The following is a 17,760-nucleotide window of genomic DNA, read 5'->3' on the forward strand; positions in this document are numbered from 1 at the left end:
TTTTTCTTGAGGACGAACGGCACCTGAAGTGCCGCCGGCGCTCAGTGCACTGACAGCTTGCCGCCCATCAGCAGCGAATGCACGGCGGCCGAGCCAATGTTCGCGCCCACGCGCTTCGCCACGCGATCGGTCAGGCTCTGCTTGACCGTGTAATCGACGACGTCCGGCGCCTTGATGACTTCGCGCGCCACATAGTCGGTGTCGCCGTAGCCATCCGCGAGACCCAGCTCCACACTCTTTTGCCCGGTCCAGAACAGGCCCGAGAAGACATCCGGCGAGTCCTTCAGGCGCTTGCCGCGACCCGCCTTCACGGCGTCGATGAACTGCTGGTGGATCTGATCGAGCATTTCCTGGGCATGCGCATCCATTTTCGGCGTGTCGGGCGAGAAGGGATCGAAGAAGCCCTTGTTTTCGCCGGAGGTGCGCAGGCGCCGCTGAACGCCGAGCTTGTCCATGAGTCCGGTGAAGCCGAAACCGTCCATCAGCACGCCGATCGAGCCCACGATGCTCGCCTTGTTGACGTAGATCTTGTCGGCGGCGGCCGCGACATAATAACCGCCCGAAGCGCACATGTCGCCCACCACCACATACAGCGGGATGGCCGGGTACTTCGTGCGCAAACGGTGAATCTCGTCGTTGATGATGCCGGCCTGCACCGGGCTGCCGCCGGGGCTGTCGATGTGCAGGATCACGCCTGCCGTGCCGTCGTCGTCGAAGGCGCTGTCCAGCGCACTGATGATGTCCTCGGCGTTCGCCGATGTGTCAGAGCCGATTTCGCCGTCGAGCGAAACGAGCGCCGTATGACGCCCTTCACTTTCCACGCGCGCGCCCGAAAGATCGAGGATCGCCCACGCGATCACCACGAACACGGCGAGAAACGCGAAGCGAAAGAAGATGCGCCAGCGCCGCGCCGCGCGCTGTTCGGTGATCGCCGCGAGCGCGATGCGTTCGAGCGCCTCGCGCTCCCAGCCAGGCGCGGGCGCGCCGCGGTCTGACGAAGCCGCGCGGGGCGCTTCGTTCGAATCAGGGGTCGGATTGTCGGACATGCGAGCGGGTAACGGGTCGAAGGTCAGAGGTCAGGTTGGGGTCGGACGCAAAGCGTCGTCCGGCAGCCAGAATACCGCACGGCCCTCGGGCGTGTCGCGTTCCTCGACTTGCACGGGGCGCAACCGGCCGCCGCGGCACGGGCCGCCCACGCACTTGCCCGTGTCGGGCTGATAGATCGCACCGTGCGTGGCGCACATCAGATAGAGCCCCGACGACTCGAAGAACTGGCCCTCGACCCAGTCGAGTTCCATCGGCACGTGCGCGCAGCGGTTCAGGTAGCCGTACACCTCGCCGCCGTAGCGCACGAAGAACACCACGGCGTCGCCGCCCGCGTAGGTCGCGTTCATGCGGCGCCCCTCGCCGCCCTCGGCGAGGTCCTCGGCCGCGCACACGCGCACCGGCTCGAGCGTCGGAGCCTGCGCCGCCGTACTCATGCGTTCTCCCGCAGCCAGCCCGCAAGCGCGGCCACGTCCTGCGCGACGAAGCGCGGCTCGAGCTTTTCGAGCGCGCCGCTCGCATGCGCGCCATACGCCACGCCAATGCCCGCCGCGCCCGCGTTGATCGCCATCTGCAGGTCATGCGTGGTATCGCCGACCATCACCGTGCGGCCGAGATCCTGCCCCAGTTCGCGCGTAAGTTCCTGAAGCATGGCCGGATGCGGCTTCGAGAACGTTTCGTCGGCGCAGCGGGTGCCGTCGAAGAGGCTCGTGAGCCGCGAATCCGCCAGCGCGCGATTCAGCCCCACGCGGCTCTTGCCCGTCGCCACGGCAAGCAGGTAGCCGGTGTCGCGCAGTTCCGCGAGCATCTCGCGCACCCCAGCGAACAGCTCGGTCTGCTGGTCCTTCAGTAAATAATGAATGCGATAGCGCTCGACCAGCCGCGGGTAGTCGGCCGGATCGAGCGTGGGCGCGGCAATCTGCAGCGCCTCGCGCAGGCCAAGGCCGATCACATAGCTCGCCGCCTCGTCGCCCGGCACGGGCAGGCCGAGGTCGCGGCACGCCGCCTGGATGCTGCGCGTGATATGGGCGGTCGAGTCCATCAGGGTGCCGTCCCAGTCGAACACAATCAGATCAAATAACTCTCGAGCCATGCAGGACTTCTCCAAACGCTGTCAGATTCGGTGTCATTCGGGACGGGCTGCCGCGGTGGCGTCTTCGCCAGCGCCACTCTCGCGCTGCGCGCGCAGCGCGTCGACGAAGCCGCGGCAATCCGCCGGCAACGGCGCCTCGAACTGCAATGGGGCGCCCGTAATCGGGTGAGCCAGCTTCAACCGGTGCGCATGCAGAAACATGCGCTTGATGCCCGGCCGGGCACTCGTGCGCGCGAGTTCCTTGTTGAGCGCGAAATCGCCGTACTTGGCGTCGCCGACGATCGGCAGCCCGAGGTGAGCGAGGTGCACGCGGATCTGGTGCGTGCGGCCCGTCTTCAACTCGGCTTCCAGCAACGCGTAACCCGGCCAGCGCTCGACAAGATTGAACACCGTATGCGAGGGCATGCCGTCCGGCTGTACGCGCACGCGGCGCTCGCCTTCCGGGGTCAGATACTTATGAAGCGGCTCCTTCACGGCGCGCCGGCGGCCCCAGTCACTCGCCCATTCGCCATGGACGCAGGCGAAATAGCGCTTGTCGGTCTGGTTGTCGCGCATCTGCGCATGCAGGCCGACGAGCGCGGCGCGCTTCTTCGCGAGCATGAGCACGCCCGACGTTTCGCGGTCGAGCCGGTGGACCAGCTCGAGAAACTTGCCCTGCGGACGCGCTTCGCGCAACTGCTCGATCACACCGAACGCCACGCCACTGCCGCCGTGCACGGCCACGCCGGCGGGCTTGTCGATGACGAGCAGCGCGTCGTCCTCGTAGATGATGGGAAACTGAGCCGCCGGCACCGGCGCGGCACCGGCCGGCGTGCTCGATTGCGACGTGCGAATGGGCGGCACGCGCACGATGTCGCCTTCGGCGAGCCGATACTGCGCATCGACCCGACCCTTATTTACGCGCACTTCCCCGCTACGTAAAATGCGATAGATGTGGCTTTTCGGCACGCCTTTACAGACGCGCACGAGAAAGTTGTCGATGCGCTGACCGGCCGCGCCCTCGTCGATTTCGACGAACGAAACCTGGTCGCTTGCGACCTGATTCTGGGATGTTTTGCCTAACCCTTTCATTCTGAATATAATTTGCCCAGCGCCGACGCAACGGTAGGCCTTTCGGCCAAATGTCCTGCGAACCCCAAGAGGGTTATCCTGGACTCGGACCACGCGGCGAGCGCAGGCTGCAAGCAATAAACGGTTATTTTACTTGCGCCCGGGGCTGGTTGCTCACCCCGCTTGATGAGAAGCAACGAGTTGCACGCACGGAACACCATTCCGGCAGGGACGGCGCCCACAGGCACGTTCGGTCAGGAGCGGCTCCGACGGTAACGGAACATTGGTATAAAGAATTTATCCGGCGCGTCCCGCCGCGCGGTCGAAGTGACCGCCGAAGGAGGCGCTGGTGGCGAAAATACGGCGAGCGCCCGAAGCGTCCCGGCAATGTGCGGGACAAGGCGACGTCAAAAGTGGCGAGACACCCCGAGGGGGAAGGCGGGCGTTCCTGAAAGCTTCCCGTGCGCGGCCCTGATTGAATCTTGAGGCCGCGAACCTGATCCAGTCGCAAGCGCGCGCGGTTCGCCGCTGCGGCAGGCGTCTGTCACGGCCAGTGCGATGAGTTCAACTATCGGCACAACCATGGCCACGACAGGCAGGTGGATTGGAAGCACAGGAAAACGTTGCCGTCGCGAACCCGCGGCATGTCTTTTCGCTTCTTGAAGACGTATTTCGCATGTGCCCACGCGGCCCCGTCCACGGCAACGTAACGCCGGACCGGCGCCCAGAAAAGGCAATTCTCCTCGCCATCGTTCCCGCTCCAGCGTGCTTGTGACAACACAATAAGGCGCGGCTCGCCGCTGCCCGCACCGTGCTGCCTGGCGTCGCCGCCGCGCACCGTGCGGCTCGCGCGCGAACGCACTGGAGTCGTTCAATGAAACGAATGCTGTTCAACGCGACACAGCAGGAAGAACTGCGTGTCGCCATCGTCGATGGACAGAAGCTCATCGACATCGACATCGAAACCGCCGGGCGCGAACAGCGCAAAGGCAATATCTACAAGGGGATCGTCACCCGTATCGAGCCTTCGCTCGAGGCGTGTTTCGTCAACTACGGCGAAGACCGCCACGGCTTCCTGCCGTTCAAGGAAGTCGCCCGCCAGTACTTCCGCGAAGGCATCGACATGCGCGGTGCGCGCATCCAGGACGCCCTCAAGGAAGGCCAGGAACTGATCGTTCAGGTCGAGAAGGAAGAGCGCGGCAACAAGGGCGCCGCCCTCACCACGTTCATCTCGCTCGCCGGCCGCTACCTCGTCCTCATGCCGAACAACCCGCGCGGCGGCGGCGTCTCGCGCCGCATCGAGGGCGACGACCGTCAGGAACTGCGCGAAACCATGGCGCAGCTGCAACTGCCGGACGGCATGAGCATCATCGCGCGCACGGCCGGCATCGGCCGCTCCGCCGAAGAGCTCCAGTGGGACCTGAACTACCTGCTGCAACTGTGGCGCGCCATCGAAGCCGCGTCGCAGGCCGGCCAGTCCGGTCAGCCCATGCTGATCTACCTGGAATCGAGCCTCGTCATTCGCGCGATCCGCGACTACTTCCAGCCCGACATCGGCGAAATCCTCATCGACACCACCGAGATCTATGACCAGGCACGCGCCTTCATGGATATCGTGATGCCGGATAATGTCAACAAGGTGAAGCGGTATCACGACGACGTGCCGCTTTTCTCGCGTTTCCAGATCGAGCACCAGATCGAGACGGCTTACTCGCGCACGGTGCCGCTGCCCTCGGGCGGCGCGATCGTGATCGACCACACCGAGGCGCTCGTCGCCATCGACGTGAACTCGGCGCGCGCCACCAAGGGCGCCGACATCGAGGAAACCGCCGCGCGCACCAACCTCGAAGCCGCCGACGAAGTGGCGCGCCAGTTGCGCCTGCGCGACCTGGGCGGCCTGATCGTGATCGACTTCATCGACATGGAGTCCGCCAAGAGCCAGCGCGAAGTCGAGCAGCGCCTGAAGGACGCGCTGCGCCACGACCGCGCGCGCGTGCAGATGGGCAAGATCTCGCGCTTCGGCCTGATGGAACTCTCGCGTCAGCGTCTGCGCCCCGCCCTCTCGGAAGGCAGCCACGTCACCTGCCCGCGCTGTAACGGCACGGGTCATATCCGTGATACCGAATCGTCGGCGCTTCAGGTCCTGCGCATCATCCAGGAAGAGGCGATGAAGGAGCACACCGCGGCGATCCATTGCCAGGTGCCGGTCGAAGTGACCGCCTTCCTGCTCAACGAAAAACGTTCGGAAATCAACAAGATCGAGTCGCGCTTCAAGGTCGGCGTCGTGCTGATCCCGAACAAGCATCTCGAAACGCCGCACTACAAGCTCGAGCGCCTGCGTCACGACGATGCACGCCTCGACGATCCGCGCGCTTCGTGGAAGATGGCCGAGGAAGCGGCCCGCGAACTCGAGTCGGAAACCGGCTACAGCAAGCGCACGGCCGAAGCCAAGCCCAAGCAGGAAGCCGCGGTGAAGGGCATCACGCCGGAGCGTCCGGCACCGAGCGCACCGGTCAAGACGGCCGAAGCCGCACCGGTCGCCGCGCAAGTGGCCGTGACGCCCGCGGGCGGCGGCTTCTTCGGCTGGGTCAAGCGCCTCTTCGGCGCGCCGGCTGCGGCACCCGCACCGGCACCGGTTGCTCAACCCGAAAAGGCCACCCGTCCGACCCGCGAAGCGCGTACCGAGCGCGGCGAGAAGAGTGGCGGCGACCGTAACCGCAATCGCCGCACCGGCGGTCGCGACGCGGCAGGCCGCGGCGAAGGCGCAGGCGGCGCACGCACCGGCCAACAGGCTGGACGCCGTGAAGAGCGCGAACCGCGCGAGCCACGCGAACCGCGTGAAGCACGCGAAGGCCGTGGCGCCCGCGAGCAACGCGAGCCGCGTGAACAACGTGAGCCGCGCGAGCAACGTGAACCGCGTGAAAGCCGCGAAGCACGCGCCGAGCGCGAACAGCGCATCGAGCGTGTCGAGCGCGGCCAGGACCGTAGCGATACGACGGCGGAAGCCGGCGCCGCACGCGGCGAGCGCCAGGAACGCGGCGAGCGACGCGAACGTGGTGAACGCGGCGAGCGCGGTGAACGCAATGAGCAGCGTCGCCGTCAGCAAGCCGAGGCTGCGGAAGCCCAGGAAGAGCGTCTTGACGCCGCATCGGCAGGCGCCGAAGGCGTCGAAGCGACGCAGACGGAAGAACTGCCCGAAGGTATGAGCGCGGGTGCCGACGAAGAAGGCGCGCCGCGTGAAGGCGAAGAGCGTCGTCGTCGTCGTCGTGGCCGCCGTGGCGGTCGCCGCGAGCGCGAAACGGATGCAGCGGGCCTCACGCCGGGCGCGGACGCGCCGGAAGGCGAAGAGGAAGCCGCACCGGCCCAACCGGCCGTCGAGCAGCCTGCCATTGCCGCACAACTGCATGAAGCACCGGCCGTCGAAGCGCGCACCGAGGCAGTTGTCGAGACTGTCGTGACCGCACTGCCGGCCGCCGCCGTCGTCGCCGAAGCCGCTCACGTGGCCGCCGTCGTGACGGCTACGCCGGTCGAAACCGTTGCGCCCGCTGCAGAGCAAGTTCCGGCTCCGGCACCTGCCGAAGCCGCACCGGCGAGCGTGGAGACCGCGCATGGGGTCGAGCCGAAGGCCGAGGAACCCGCAGCACCGATGGCTCCTGTCGCTCCTGTGGCGCCTGCCGCAGCGGACGAACCTGTCGCGCCGGCAGCCCCGGCCGAGCCGGTCCAGGCCGAAACGCAGCCCGTAGTCGTGCGTGAAGACCGCGTCGAAGCGCCGCAGACCGAAGTGCCGGCGGCTGTGCCCGCCGCGCAACCGGAGCCGGTGCAGGAAGTGATAGCCGCGGCTCCTGCGGTCATCGCGCCCCCCGAGCCGGCTGCACAGCATCCGGCTCCGGTGGCAGCGGCGGCGCCCTCGCCGGCTCCGGCCGCCGCGGACACGCTGCGCCCGATGCTGGAATCGGCGGGTCTCGTCTGGGTCAATACCGACGCCGACAAGCTGCACGCCGCCCAGCAAGCCGCCGCGCAGCTGGTGAAGCCCGCACGCGCGCCGCGCGAGCGCAAGGCGCTGCCGCCGGTCGACAGCACGCCGATGCAGCAGGTCGAAACCACGCGCCAGCCGTAAGCGCCGCAAGCGCAACTGGCCGCGCGCCGGGCCTCGAGTCCGGCGCGCCCCGAAGAGCCCGCCCTACCCGGCGGGCTTTTTTTTGATATATCAGCGTTCTCCCTCGTCTGTCGGTGCGCGCGGGTTCAGCTAAAATCGAATCAACGCGAGAATGAAGAGACCATGACACGACGCATCATCCCCGTTGCCGATATTCGATCGCTGCCGCCGGAACTGCCCGGGCAGGCCGTGGGGACCGTGCGCGCGCCATCTGGCGCGGTCTTCGACGCACTCGCCAGACCCCTGCGCGACCTGCGCATCTCGGTCACGGACCGCTGCAATTTCCGCTGCGTGTACTGCATGCCGCGTGCGGTGTTCGACAAGGACTATCCGTTTTTGCCGCATTCCGCGCTGCTTTCGCTCGAGGAAATCGAGCGGCTCGCGCGGCTTTTCGTCGCGCACGGCGTCACCAAAATCCGCCTCACGGGCGGTGAGCCGCTGCTGCGCAAGAACATCGAATTCCTGATCGAGCGTCTCGCCGCGCTGCGCACGCCCGAAGGCGAGGCGCTCGACATCACGCTCACCACCAATGGCTCGCTGCTTGCCCGCAAGGCGCGCGCCCTGCGCGACGCAGGCCTCACGCGCGTGACGGTGAGCCTCGACGCGCTCGACGACGCCCTCTTTCGCCGCATGAACGACGCGGATTTCGCGGTGGCCGACGTGCTCGACGGCATCGCGGCGGCCCACGCCGTGGGTCTCGCGCCGATCAAGGTCAACATGGTCGTCAAGCGCGGCACGAACGACGGCGAGATCGTGCCGCTTGCGCGCCATTTCCGCGGCACGGGCGTGACGCTGCGCTTCATCGAGTACATGGATGTGGGCACGTCGAACGGCTGGAACATGGCCGAAGTACTGCCTTCGGCCGAGGTCGTCGCGCGGATTGCCGAGCACTGGCCGCTCGTGCCGCTCGAGCCCCACAATGCCGCCGAAACGGCGCAACGCTGGAGCTATGCGGACGGCGCGGGCGAGATCGGCGCGATCTCCAGCGTGACTCGCGCCTTTTGCGGCGATTGCACGCGCGCGCGCCTCTCGACCGAAGGCAAGCTGTATCTGTGCCTGTTTGCCTCGATGGGCTACGACCTGCGCGCGCTGTTGCGCAACGGCGCCACGGATGCGGCGATCTCCGGCGCCATCGCGCAGGTATGGGAAGGCCGTGCCGATCGCTACTCGCAATTGCGCGGGAGCGCGCAGGCGCCGGGTTCCACTGATGAGCGGCGCATCGAAATGTCCTACATCGGCGGCTGAGAAGCCAACGACGCCGATGAGCGCCAACACCCTATCCACCGGATCGATCACGGGCCTCGTACTCGCGGGCGGCCGCGGCCAGCGCATGGGCGGCGCGGACAAAGGTCTGCAGAGGCTGCACGGCCAACCGCTCGCGGCCCACGTTCTCGCGCGCCTCGCGCCCCAGGTGGGCGCCCTCGCGATCAGCGCGAACCGCAACAGCGACGCCTACGCGGCGCTCGGCGCGCCATGGCAAGCCAGTGTGCTCGCCGACACGATGCCCGACTTCCCCGGCCCGCTCGCGGGGCTGCTCGCCGGTCTGCGCGCGGCGCAGACCGAGTGGCTCCTCACGGCGCCCTGCGACTCGCCCTGGCTGCCAGCCGATCTCGCCGAGCGCCTCGGCCACGCCGCATCGGCGCGGCATGCCGATATCGTGACCGCGACCACGACGAATGCCGCAGGCGAGGTCTCGCTGCATCCCGTCTTCGCACTCGTGCGCACTGCCCTCGCCGACGACCTCGCCGCCTTTCTGGCTGCCGGCGAGCGCAAGGTTCGTGCGTGGTACGCGCGCCACACGGCCGCCGAAGTCGCCTTTGCCGATGAACGTGCGTTTTACAATATCAATTCCTTACAGGAACTGGCCGAACTCGAACGCGCCTGAATTGCAATCGGGCGGCGCCCGGCCAGCCGCCGTCCCCGGCACACGGCCGGCACGCCCGCCTGGACGATCGCCGCACAGGCCGTGCGGATGCGACGCTTCCTCACTCGATGACCACGCTTAACCATCCCTCCGGCAACGCCGGTTGCATCAGCCAGTACGATCCGCAAGCTTTGCCCGTCAGCGCCGCACAGGCCATCGTGCTGCAGTGGGTGACGCCGCTCGCGGGGAGCGAGCGCGTCCCGCTGCGTGAGGCACTCGGGCGCGTGCTGGCCGAAGACGTGATTTCGCCCATCGACGTCCCCGCACACGACAACGCCGCGATGGACGGTTATGCGTTCGACGGCGCGGCGCTGGCCAACGTCTCTGGCCGTCTCTCGCTCGCGGTGTGCGGCAAGGCCTTCGCGGGTCACGCCTACGCGGCGGAAGTCGCCGCGCTCGCCTGCGTGCGCATCATGACCGGCGCGCCGATGCCCCTGGGTTGCGATACCGTCGTGCCCCAAGAGCATGTTTCGGCGCAGGACGACGTCATCGCTTTCGATGCGGACATCGTCAGGCGCGGTGCAAACGCGCGCCGCAAAGGCGAGGATCTCGCGCGCGGCGGCGTGGCGCTCGCGGCAGGCCGCGTGCTGCGCGCTTCCGATATCGGCTTGCTGGCCTCGCTCGGCCTCGTCGAGGCGAACGTCAAGCAACGTCTGCGTGTGGCCTACTTTTCGACCGGCGACGAATTGCGCTCGCCGGGCGAGCCGCTCGAACCCGGCTGTATCTACGACAGCAACCGCTACGCGCTCGGCGCGATGCTCCAGCGGCTGAACGTCGAGGCGATCGACCTGGGCGTCGTGCGCGACGACCCCGCGGCACTCGCGGCGACGCTTGGAAAGGCTGCCGAAAGCGCCGATGTCGTGCTAACCTCCGGCGGCGTCTCGGTCGGCGAAGCCGATTTCACGCGCACCCAGTTGCAAACGCTCGGCGACGTCTCGTTCTGGGGCCTCGCCATGCGCCCCGGCCGTCCGCTTGCGTTCGGCCGCATCTGGTCGGGCGGACGCCCAGGCGCGGGCCGCGCGGCGCTGCTGTTCGGCCTGCCGGGCAACCCGGTCGCGACGATGGTCTCGTTCTACCAGATCGTGCGCCCCGCCCTCATGGCGATGGCAGGCGCGCAAGCGCAGCCCGTCCCGCTCGTGCCGGCACTGAGCGATCAGCCGATCAAGAAGCGGGTGGGCCGCACCGAGTTCCAGCGCGGCCTCGCGCGCCGCGACGATCGCGGCCAGTGGCGCGTCGCGCCGACCGGCTCGCAAAGCTCGGGCGCGCTCAGCACGATGAGCGAGGCGAACTGCTTCATCGTGCTCGCCCACGAAGCCGGCGATCTCGATGCCGGCGACGCCGTCGACATCATGCTGTTCGATGGACTCGTCTAGCGCGGCGGCGCCTCAGAGGCCATCAAACGTATCCACACGTCCACACCTGCATAACGGACCGACTACTATGAAAAAACAGATCTCGTTCATCGCTGCGGGCCAGACCGCCAAGGCGCTCATCCTCGTGTACCTGACCTTCAGCGTGCCTATCGTGCTGCTCGGCGTGCTCGTGGCGTTCGTGCGCTATGGCTCGGTCGAACTCTCGACCATCTTCAGCGCGCTGCTGCTCAATGCGATCGTCGGCTTCATCCTGCTGTGGATCGCCTGCCACGCGTACAACTGGGTAGCCTCGCGCTTCGGCGGCATCGAGATCCATCTCTCCGACGTGCCCGAGGAAGCGTGATGGCCGCAACGATCCGCGCCGCCACGCCCGCCGACGTCGGCGCCATGCACGCGCTGATGTACGAACTCGCCGAGTTCGAAAAGCTCACACATCTGTTCACCGGCACGGCCGAGGGCCTCGCCGACGCCCTGTTCGGCACGCGCCCCGCTGCCGAAGCGCTGGTGGCGGAAGACGCCGGCCGCATCGTCGGCTACGCGCTCTTCTTCCACAACTACTCGACGTTCCTGAGCCGCCGCGGTCTCTATCTCGAAGACCTCTACGTGCAGCCGTCGCAACGCGGCACCGGTCTCGGCACGGCGATGCTGCGCGCGCTCGCGGCAATCGCTGTCGAACGCGGCTGCGCCCGCTTCGAATGGACCGTGCTCGACTGGAACACGCCCGCGATCGGCTTCTATGAAAAGCTCGGCGCCACCGTGCTGCCCGACTGGCGCGTGGTGCGCATGACCGGAGACGCGCTCGACAAGCTCGCAGCGCCTGGCGTGGCGGCGCTCGGCTAACCGAACCGCACGCTCGAATGCAAACGGGCCGCCTGATTCAGGCGGCCCGTTCTCTTTTGGCGCGGCGGTTTTCCTCACTCGTCGCCGAATCCTCCTTCACTACCGGCTTCGCCATTGCGCAGCGCGTCGCCGAGCAGATTCGCGGCGGCCTCGCCCGGCAGTGCCTCGACGTCGCGCAGCTTGCGGTTCATCGCGCGCGTGCGCACCTCGGCAGCCTCGATCGAACGCGTGACGGTTTCGAGCTGCGACTTCGTGCGCGCGAGCACGTCGCCGAACTTGCCGAACTCCGTCTTCACCGCGCCGAGTACCTGCCACACCTCGCTCGAACGACGCTCGATCGCGAGTGTGCGGAAACCCATCTGCAAGCTGTTGAGGAGCGCCGTGAGTGTCGTCGGCCCCGCCACGCTCACGCGGTAATCGCGCTGCAAGACATCGGTCAGACCGGGGCGGCGCAGAATCTCCGCGTAAAGCCCTTCGGTTGGCAGGAACAGCAGCGCGAAATCGGTCGTGTGCGGCGGCGCGACGTACTTCTCGGCGATGGTGCGGGCTTCCGCGCGAATGCGCAGTTCGAGCGCGCGGCCCGCCTCCTCGATTGCGAGCACGTCCGCGCGCTCCTGTGCGTCGATGAGACGCTCGTAATCCTCGCGCGGAAATTTGGCGTCGATGGGCAGCCAGACCGGCTCGCCTGATTCCCCTGCGCCGACGCCACGCCCGGGCAGACGAATCGCGAACTCCACGCGCTCATTGCTCTTGGGCACCGTCGCCACGTTCTTCGCGAACTGGTCGGGCGTGAGCATCTGTTCGAGCAACGCTTCGAGCTGCACCTCGCCCCAGGTGCCGCGCGTCTTCACGTTGGTGAGCACCTTCTTCAGGTCGCCCACGCCCGCCGCCAGCGTCTGCATCTCGCCAAGCCCGCGATGCACCTGCTCCAGCCGGTCGGAGACGAGCTTGAACGATTCGCCAAGGCGTTGTTCGAGCGTCGCGTGCAGCTTCTCGTCGACGGTGCGGCGCATTTCCTCGAGCTTCGCCGCGTTGTTCGCTTCGATGTCTTTCAGACGCTGTTCGAGCGTCGCGCGCACTTCGGCGAAGCGCCGGTCGTTGACTTCGGTGAGTTGCGCGAGCTGCTGCGTGAGCAGCGAGCCGAAATGGCGCAGCGCGGCGCCCTGCTCGTCGCGCGCCAACTGGGCTTGCTGATGCAGGCTCTGGCGCACGGCGTCGAGCTGCTGCGTATTGGCCGCCGTGAGTTTGGCGAGCTGCTGGGCGAAGCCGTCGATCTGGCTGTTCTGCACCGTCGCGATGCTGCCTAGCTGCGCCGCCAGCGCCTGCTGCACCTGTGCGAAGCCGCCGCCGAATTCGCTGCGCGAACTCTGCGCGGTGCGCGCGATCTCGTTGCGCAGTTCGCGCTCGATGCGCTCGGCCGCGCGTGCCTGCGTGTCGGTCGAGGCGGCGAGGCGATCGCTCAGTTGATCGAGCGCGTCGAGCGTGGACTCTGCGTCGCTCTCGCCATGACCGTGACGCGCGCGCAGCAACGCCACGAGCGTCACGACGAACGCGATCGCCAGCGCAACGATCGCCAGCGACATGACTGCGAACGGACTCATGGACGCGCTTTCCCCAGCACGGCGGGGTTGATCGGATTCGGCGGCTGACCCGCGCGCGGACCCTCGCCGAGCGCGGCGATGAGGTTGTCGGCGGCGAGGTTCGCCATCGCGCGGCGCGTGGCCTCGCTCGCGCTCGCAATGTGCGGCGTGAGCACGACGTTTTCCACTTCGAGCAGCGCCGGATGCACGCGCGGCTCGCCCTCGAACACGTCGAGGCCCGCCGCGGCGATCTGGCGCGTGCGCAGCGCGTGCGCGAGCGCCGCGTCGTCGACGATGCCGCCGCGCGCGATGTTGGTGAGCGTGGCGGTAGGTTTCATCAGCGTGAGTTCGGCTGCGCCGATCGTGTGATGGTTTTCAGCCGTATAGGGCAGCACGAGCACGACGTGGTCGGCCTGCTTGAGCAGGTCTTCCTTCGAGCGATATTCGGCGTTCAGCTCGCGCTCGATCTCCGGTGCGACACGCGAACGGTTGTGATAGACCACACGCATGTTGAAGCCGCGCGCACGGCGCGCGAGCGCCTGACCGATACGGCCCATGCCGATCACGCCGAGCGTGGCACCGTAAATGTCCGAGCCGAGAAACGCGTCGAACGACCACTTGTCCCATTTGCCCGCGCGCAGGAAGTGTTCGGACTCCGTCACGCGGCGCGCGGCGGCCATCATCAGCGCCCAGCCGAAATCGGCCGTGGTTTCGTTGAGCACGTCGGGCGTGTTGGTGCCAAGCACGTTGGCCGCGTTGAAGGCGGCCATGTCGAAGTTGTTGTAGCCCACGGCCATGTTCGACACCACGCGCAGGCGCGGCGCGGCGGCGAGCGCGGCGGCGCCGATCGGGTCGCCCGCGGTGAGCGCGCCGTCCTTGTCGGCGAGACGCTGGTGCAGCGCCTCCGGCGCAAGCGCCTCGCCGTTGTTCCAGTCGACATCGAAATATTGCTTCAGCCGATCGATCACGTCGGGAAAGATCGGGCGCGCCACGAGAATCTTTTGCATCGTTGCTCTCCACACTTCAGTCGTTGTCCGTCATTGTTGCGCGTGACGGGGCGCTCAGGGAAGTCTCGCGCGCTATTCGCAAGCTGCTTCCAGGCGAGCTCCGGCTAGACGAAAAAGAGCCAGGTGGCCGCGAGAAAGACCGGCGTGAGCAGCACGCCCGACCAGCCAAGATAGCCGAAGAAGCCCGGCATGCGCACGCCGCGCGACTGCGCGATCGCCTTCACCATGAAATTCGGCGCGTTGCCGATATAGGTGAGCGCGCCCATCCACACGGCGCCCGCCGAAATCGCGGCGAGCGTTTTCGCGCCGCCGGACATCAGCGCATTGGCGTTGCCGCCGGCGAGATTGAAGAACACGAGGTACGTGGGCGCGTTGTCGAGAAACGACGAGAGCAGACCCGTCGCCCAGAAGTACATCGCTTCGTTGGGGCGGCCCGGCGCGTCGTTCACGAAGCGGATCAGCGCGGCGAATGCGCCCGCCTCGCCCGCGCGCAGGATCGCGATAACGGGCGCGATCGTCACGAAAATGCCCGCGAAGAGCTTGGCCACCTCGACAATCGGCGCCCACTCGAAACCGTTGTCGGCACGCGCCTGCTTCGACGTGAGCGCGAGCGAGATGAGTGCGAGCGCAACGAGTCCCGTATCGCGCACGAGGTTCTGCAACTGCACATGCGCGCCCGCGACCTCGAAGGCGATACCCGGACGCCATACGCCGCTCATCAGCACGAGCGCGATGAGCAGCGCGAGCAGCACGAAATTCGCCTTGCCACCGATCGCGAGCGCGCCCGTGTCCGGCGTCGGGTCGAGCGAGGCGGGGCGCACTTCCCCGGACTGGCTGAAGTACCAGCTATCGAGCGCGTAGAACACCGCGAGCAGCACGCCGCAGACGAACAGCATCGGAAGCGCAAGATGCTGCGTAGTCCAGAAGAATCCCACGCCGTTCAGGAAGCCGAGGAAAAGCGGCGGGTCGCCGAGCGGCGTGAGCAAGCCGCCAGCGTTCGCGACGAGAAAGATAAAAAACACGACCACGTGCACGTTGTGGCGGCGGTTGTCGTTGGCGCGCAGGAGCGGCCGGATCAGCAGCATCGCCGCGCCCGTCGTGCCCATCACGCTTGCGAGCACGGTGCCCAGCGCGAGGATCGACGTATTCATGCGCGGCGAGCCACGCAAATTCCCATACACGCAGATACCGCCTGCGATCGTATAAAGCGCGCCGAGTAGTACGATGAACGGAAGATATTCGTCGATAACGGCGTGCACAAAGAGCGGATACGTCGCGCCAGGACCGTGCGTGGCCGCAAACGGCAGCAGGAACGCCAGCGCCCAGGCCGCCGAAATCTTGCCGAAGTGGTGATGCCAGAACGTGGCGGCGAACATCGGGAAGAACGCGATCGACAGGAGCATGCCGGCGAAAGGCAGCGCCCAGATGGCGCCAAGCGATGCGCCGTCGAACGTCGCAGCGGATGCGTTCGCGCTGAACAGCGCGAGCGCGGCGAAGAGCGTTCCCGCGCAAGCGCTCGCCGCGTTGCGCTTACGCGCCATGCACGACGATCACATGCACGCGATACGGGCCGTGCGCGCCAAGAATGATGGTCTGCTCGATATCGCCGGTGCGCGAAGGCCCCGAAACGAAATTGACCGCGCGCGGCAGTTCTCCGCGTTCGGCGCGCATGAGCGCGAAGGCGTCCTCGTGGCCCGCGACGATCCGCGAAGCGGGCACGACGGCGATGTGCGTTTCGGGCAGCAGCGCGCCCGAGGCCCACGTTTGCGGACTGGAGAGCAGCACCAGCGTGCCGGTTTCGGCCGTGGCGCAGAAACACCCTGTGAGGCCGACGAGATCGCGGTCTTCGGGCTTGCGGAATTGAACCGCGAGACCCGCCCCAGCCCAGTCGAATGTTTTGAGCGTTTGCCACGCGACCGCCTGCATCGGCAGGCTGCGCTCAGCGAGATAACGCTGCGCGGCGGCGGGCACGTCGGCCATCTGCTGGACTTCGTCGACGGTGCTCGCCATTTTGCGCGCCTCGCCGATGAAGCGCGCGACCAGATCGCCTTCCAGCGGCGGACGCGGCCCCTCGGGATGCTGCGCGAGGTAGTCGGCCACGGCTTCGCGCTCGTGCGGCGCGGGCGTGGCCTCGCGTCCCTGCGCCGCGCGAATGCGCGCGAGTATGCTGCGGCGGGCGGCCGTCGTGTCCATGAACGTCCTCGTCAGATAAAGAAAAGCGACGCGCCGATTATACCGGGGCGTCGCCTTGTGATTTACGGGTTCCGTGTGCGCTTACTTGCCCGCGCACTCCTCTTCCACCGGCTGCTCGATGCCGAACACCTGGCGCAGATAGGCGAGATACGCTTTGTCGTCGCACATGTTCTTGCCCGGCGAATCGGAGAGCTTGGCGACAGGCTGACCGTTGCAGCGAACCATCTTGATGACGATCTGCAGCGGCTGATAGCCGAGGTCGTTGGTGAGGTTCGTGCCCACGCCGAACGCGAGGCGGCAGCGCCCGCGAAAGCGTTCATACAGGCGCAGCACCTTGGGAATGTCGAGCGCGTCCGAGAAGATCATGGTCTTCGTGCGCGTGTCGCAGCGGTTGTCCTCGTAGTGCTTGAGCAGGCGCTCGCCCCACTCGAACGGATCGCCCGAATCGTGCCGCGCGCCGTCGAAGAGCTTGCAGAAGTACATGTCGAAGTCGCGCAGGAAGGCCTGCATGCCGTAGACATCCGAGAGCGCGATGCCGAGGTCGCCGCGATACTCCTTCGCCCACATCTCGAAGCCATAGATTTGCGAGTCGCGCAAACGCGGCCCGAGCGCCTGGCACGCCTGCAGGTACTCGTGCGCCATCGTGCCGAGCGGCGTGAGGTTGTGCTTCATCGCGTAGTAGACGTTGCTCGTGCCGGTGAACTGCTCGCCGAGATCGTCCTTGAGCGTGAGGATGACTTCTTCGTGCCAGCGCTTCGAGAAGCGGCGGCGCGTACCGTAGTCGGCGATCTTGCAGTCGGCGAATTCGGGCTTCGCGCCGAGCAGCTCGATCTTGTGGCGCAGGCGCTCGCGCCCTTCCTCGTACTGCGGGTGATGCTGCGTGTTGCGGAAATACACCTCGTTGACAATGGCGAGCACCGGGATCTCGAAGAGGATCGTGTGCAGCCACGGCCCCTTGATCTCGATGTCGATCTCGCCATTGCCCTTGGGCGACGGCGTGACCGAGATGTACTTTTCGTTGAGGTGAAAGAGCGCGAGAAAGTCGATGAAGTCGCCCTTGATGAAGCGCATCTTGCGCAGATACTCTAGTTCGGGCTCGGCGAAGCGCAGCCTGCAGAGCTTCTGGATCTCGCTGCGGATCTCGTCGACGTAGGGCACGAGATCGACGTTCGGCGTGCGGCAGCGGAAACGGTATTCCACAGTGGCCGCGGGGAAATGATGCAGCACCACCTGCATCATCGTGAATTTGTAGAGATCGGTATCGAGCAGCGAAGTAATGATCATGATGGGCCAGCCGGACTGCAATCGGATAGCGCCCGCGAAGCGGGAACCGGACTCGCTGCGCGGCAGATGCCTCGCAGCGGCTCCGGGCGGCGAGCGCCAGCGGTGCGCCCATGTTACCCGAATGCCTGCGCGCCCCGCGTGCCCGCCGGCACGTCCCCTTGCGCGCAAGGGGTAAAACGTTGCGGATCACCCCATCTTATAAACTAATCACGAAAC

The 17,760-nt window shown here is 66.8% G+C and carries 15 protein-coding genes; 6 read left to right on the forward strand and 9 right to left on the reverse strand.

Annotated elements, in window-relative coordinates; translation table 11 throughout:
* Positions 1–41 precede the first annotated feature (41 nt).
* Genes FAZ97_RS09820 through FAZ97_RS09835 form a run of 4 tightly spaced genes read right to left on the reverse strand, consistent with a single transcriptional unit; the run spans position 42 to position 3,208 of the window.
* A complete protein-coding gene (locus FAZ97_RS09820) occupies positions 42–1,046 on the reverse strand; it encodes a S49 family peptidase (protein ID WP_158758266.1) in 1,005 nt (334 codons plus the stop codon).
* Between the two features lie 30 nt (positions 1,047–1,076).
* Positions 1,077–1,481: a Rieske (2Fe-2S) protein gene (locus FAZ97_RS09825; protein WP_158758267.1), complete on the reverse strand. Its 405-nt coding sequence runs from the start codon at positions 1,479–1,481 to the stop codon at positions 1,077–1,079.
* Entirely contained in the window at positions 1,478–2,137 is a 660-nt protein-coding gene (locus FAZ97_RS09830; RefSeq protein WP_158758268.1) for an HAD-IIIA family hydrolase, read from the reverse strand. Before FAZ97_RS09830 ends, FAZ97_RS09825 begins: the two co-directional genes overlap by 4 nt.
* Before the next feature lie 33 nt (positions 2,138–2,170).
* Positions 2,171–3,208 (reverse strand): RluA family pseudouridine synthase, encoded by a 1,038-nt coding sequence (locus FAZ97_RS09835; protein ID WP_158758269.1) that lies wholly within the window; start codon positions 3,206–3,208, stop codon positions 2,171–2,173.
* A gap of 853 nt (positions 3,209–4,061) precedes the next feature.
* On the opposite strand from FAZ97_RS09835, the gene FAZ97_RS09840 reads away from it, so the two are divergent.
* From FAZ97_RS09840 to FAZ97_RS09865, 6 genes are all read left to right on the forward strand, one after another.
* A complete protein-coding gene (locus tag FAZ97_RS09840) occupies positions 4,062–7,304 on the forward strand; it encodes an Rne/Rng family ribonuclease (RefSeq protein WP_158758270.1) in 3,243 nt (1,080 codons plus the stop codon).
* Positions 7,305–7,466: 162 nt separating this feature from the next.
* On the forward strand, positions 7,467–8,588 hold the full coding sequence (gene moaA / locus FAZ97_RS09845) for a GTP 3',8-cyclase MoaA (protein WP_158758271.1): 1,122 nt from the start codon (positions 7,467–7,469) through the stop codon (positions 8,586–8,588).
* Positions 8,589–8,604: 16 nt separating this feature from the next.
* Complete coding sequence (gene mobA, locus FAZ97_RS09850; RefSeq protein ID WP_233271565.1) at positions 8,605–9,228, forward strand: molybdenum cofactor guanylyltransferase MobA; 624 nt, start codon at positions 8,605–8,607, stop codon at positions 9,226–9,228.
* 107 nt (positions 9,229–9,335) lie between these two features.
* Positions 9,336–10,640: a molybdopterin molybdotransferase MoeA gene (gene moeA / locus FAZ97_RS09855; RefSeq protein ID WP_158758273.1), complete on the forward strand. Its 1,305-nt coding sequence runs from the start codon at positions 9,336–9,338 to the stop codon at positions 10,638–10,640.
* Between the two features lie 67 nt (positions 10,641–10,707).
* Positions 10,708–10,983: a hypothetical protein gene (locus FAZ97_RS09860; protein ID WP_028212919.1), complete on the forward strand. Its 276-nt coding sequence runs from the start codon at positions 10,708–10,710 to the stop codon at positions 10,981–10,983.
* Positions 10,983–11,480 (forward strand): GNAT family N-acetyltransferase, encoded by a 498-nt coding sequence (locus FAZ97_RS09865; RefSeq protein WP_158758274.1) that lies wholly within the window; start codon positions 10,983–10,985, stop codon positions 11,478–11,480. Before FAZ97_RS09860 ends, FAZ97_RS09865 begins: the two co-directional genes overlap by 1 nt.
* Positions 11,481–11,554: 74 nt before the next feature.
* Here the strand turns inward: FAZ97_RS09865 and FAZ97_RS09870 are convergent, their stop codons facing one another.
* From FAZ97_RS09870 to pncB, 5 genes are all read right to left on the reverse strand, one after another.
* The gene (locus tag FAZ97_RS09870) at positions 11,555–13,081 is read right to left on the reverse strand and encodes a DNA recombination protein RmuC (RefSeq protein WP_158758275.1); all 1,527 of its coding nucleotides are present in this window, start codon (positions 13,079–13,081) and stop codon (positions 11,555–11,557) included.
* A complete protein-coding gene (locus FAZ97_RS09875; RefSeq protein WP_158758276.1) occupies positions 13,078–14,067 on the reverse strand; it encodes a 2-hydroxyacid dehydrogenase in 990 nt (329 codons plus the stop codon). Before FAZ97_RS09875 ends, FAZ97_RS09870 begins: the two co-directional genes overlap by 4 nt.
* Positions 14,068–14,171: 104 nt before the next feature.
* Positions 14,172–15,608: a sodium:proton antiporter gene (locus tag FAZ97_RS09880; RefSeq protein ID WP_158758277.1), complete on the reverse strand. Its 1,437-nt coding sequence runs from the start codon at positions 15,606–15,608 to the stop codon at positions 14,172–14,174.
* The gene (locus FAZ97_RS09885) at positions 15,598–16,260 is read right to left on the reverse strand and encodes a LutC/YkgG family protein (protein WP_158758278.1); all 663 of its coding nucleotides are present in this window, start codon (positions 16,258–16,260) and stop codon (positions 15,598–15,600) included. The genes FAZ97_RS09880 and FAZ97_RS09885 overlap by 11 nt, the downstream gene beginning before the upstream one ends.
* Positions 16,261–16,341: 81 nt before the next feature.
* Positions 16,342–17,544: a nicotinate phosphoribosyltransferase gene (gene pncB, locus FAZ97_RS09890; protein WP_158758279.1), complete on the reverse strand. Its 1,203-nt coding sequence runs from the start codon at positions 17,542–17,544 to the stop codon at positions 16,342–16,344.
* Positions 17,545–17,760 lie beyond the last annotated feature (216 nt).

Source organism: Paraburkholderia acidiphila (assembly GCF_009789655.1).
In the GTDB taxonomy this organism is placed as follows: Bacteria; Pseudomonadota; Gammaproteobacteria; order Burkholderiales; family Burkholderiaceae; genus Paraburkholderia; species Paraburkholderia acidiphila.

Coding starts and splice junctions, on each gene's coding strand:
- FAZ97_RS09840 (WP_158758270.1), top strand. CDS start 4,062: ATGAAACGAATGCTGTTCAACGCGACACAGCAGGAAGAACTGCGTGTC.
- FAZ97_RS09885 (WP_158758278.1), bottom strand. CDS start 16,260: ATGGACACGACGGCCGCCCGCCGCAGCATACTCGCGCGCATTCGCGCG.
- moaA (WP_158758271.1), top strand. CDS start 7,467: ATGACACGACGCATCATCCCCGTTGCCGATATTCGATCGCTGCCGCCG.
- FAZ97_RS09860 (WP_028212919.1), top strand. CDS start 10,708: ATGAAAAAACAGATCTCGTTCATCGCTGCGGGCCAGACCGCCAAGGCG.
- FAZ97_RS09825 (WP_158758267.1), bottom strand. CDS start 1,481: ATGAGTACGGCGGCGCAGGCTCCGACGCTCGAGCCGGTGCGCGTGTGC.
- FAZ97_RS09820 (WP_158758266.1), bottom strand. CDS start 1,046: ATGTCCGACAATCCGACCCCTGATTCGAACGAAGCGCCCCGCGCGGCT.
- pncB (WP_158758279.1), bottom strand. CDS start 17,544: ATGATCATTACTTCGCTGCTCGATACCGATCTCTACAAATTCACGATG.
- FAZ97_RS09830 (WP_158758268.1), bottom strand. CDS start 2,137: ATGGCTCGAGAGTTATTTGATCTGATTGTGTTCGACTGGGACGGCACC.
- moeA (WP_158758273.1), top strand. CDS start 9,336: ATGACCACGCTTAACCATCCCTCCGGCAACGCCGGTTGCATCAGCCAG.
- FAZ97_RS09870 (WP_158758275.1), bottom strand. CDS start 13,081: ATGAGTCCGTTCGCAGTCATGTCGCTGGCGATCGTTGCGCTGGCGATC.
- mobA (WP_233271565.1), top strand. CDS start 8,605: ATGAGCGCCAACACCCTATCCACCGGATCGATCACGGGCCTCGTACTC.
- FAZ97_RS09865 (WP_158758274.1), top strand. CDS start 10,983: ATGGCCGCAACGATCCGCGCCGCCACGCCCGCCGACGTCGGCGCCATG.
- FAZ97_RS09875 (WP_158758276.1), bottom strand. CDS start 14,067: ATGCAAAAGATTCTCGTGGCGCGCCCGATCTTTCCCGACGTGATCGAT.
- FAZ97_RS09880 (WP_158758277.1), bottom strand. CDS start 15,608: ATGGCGCGTAAGCGCAACGCGGCGAGCGCTTGCGCGGGAACGCTCTTC.
- FAZ97_RS09835 (WP_158758269.1), bottom strand. CDS start 3,208: ATGAAAGGGTTAGGCAAAACATCCCAGAATCAGGTCGCAAGCGACCAG.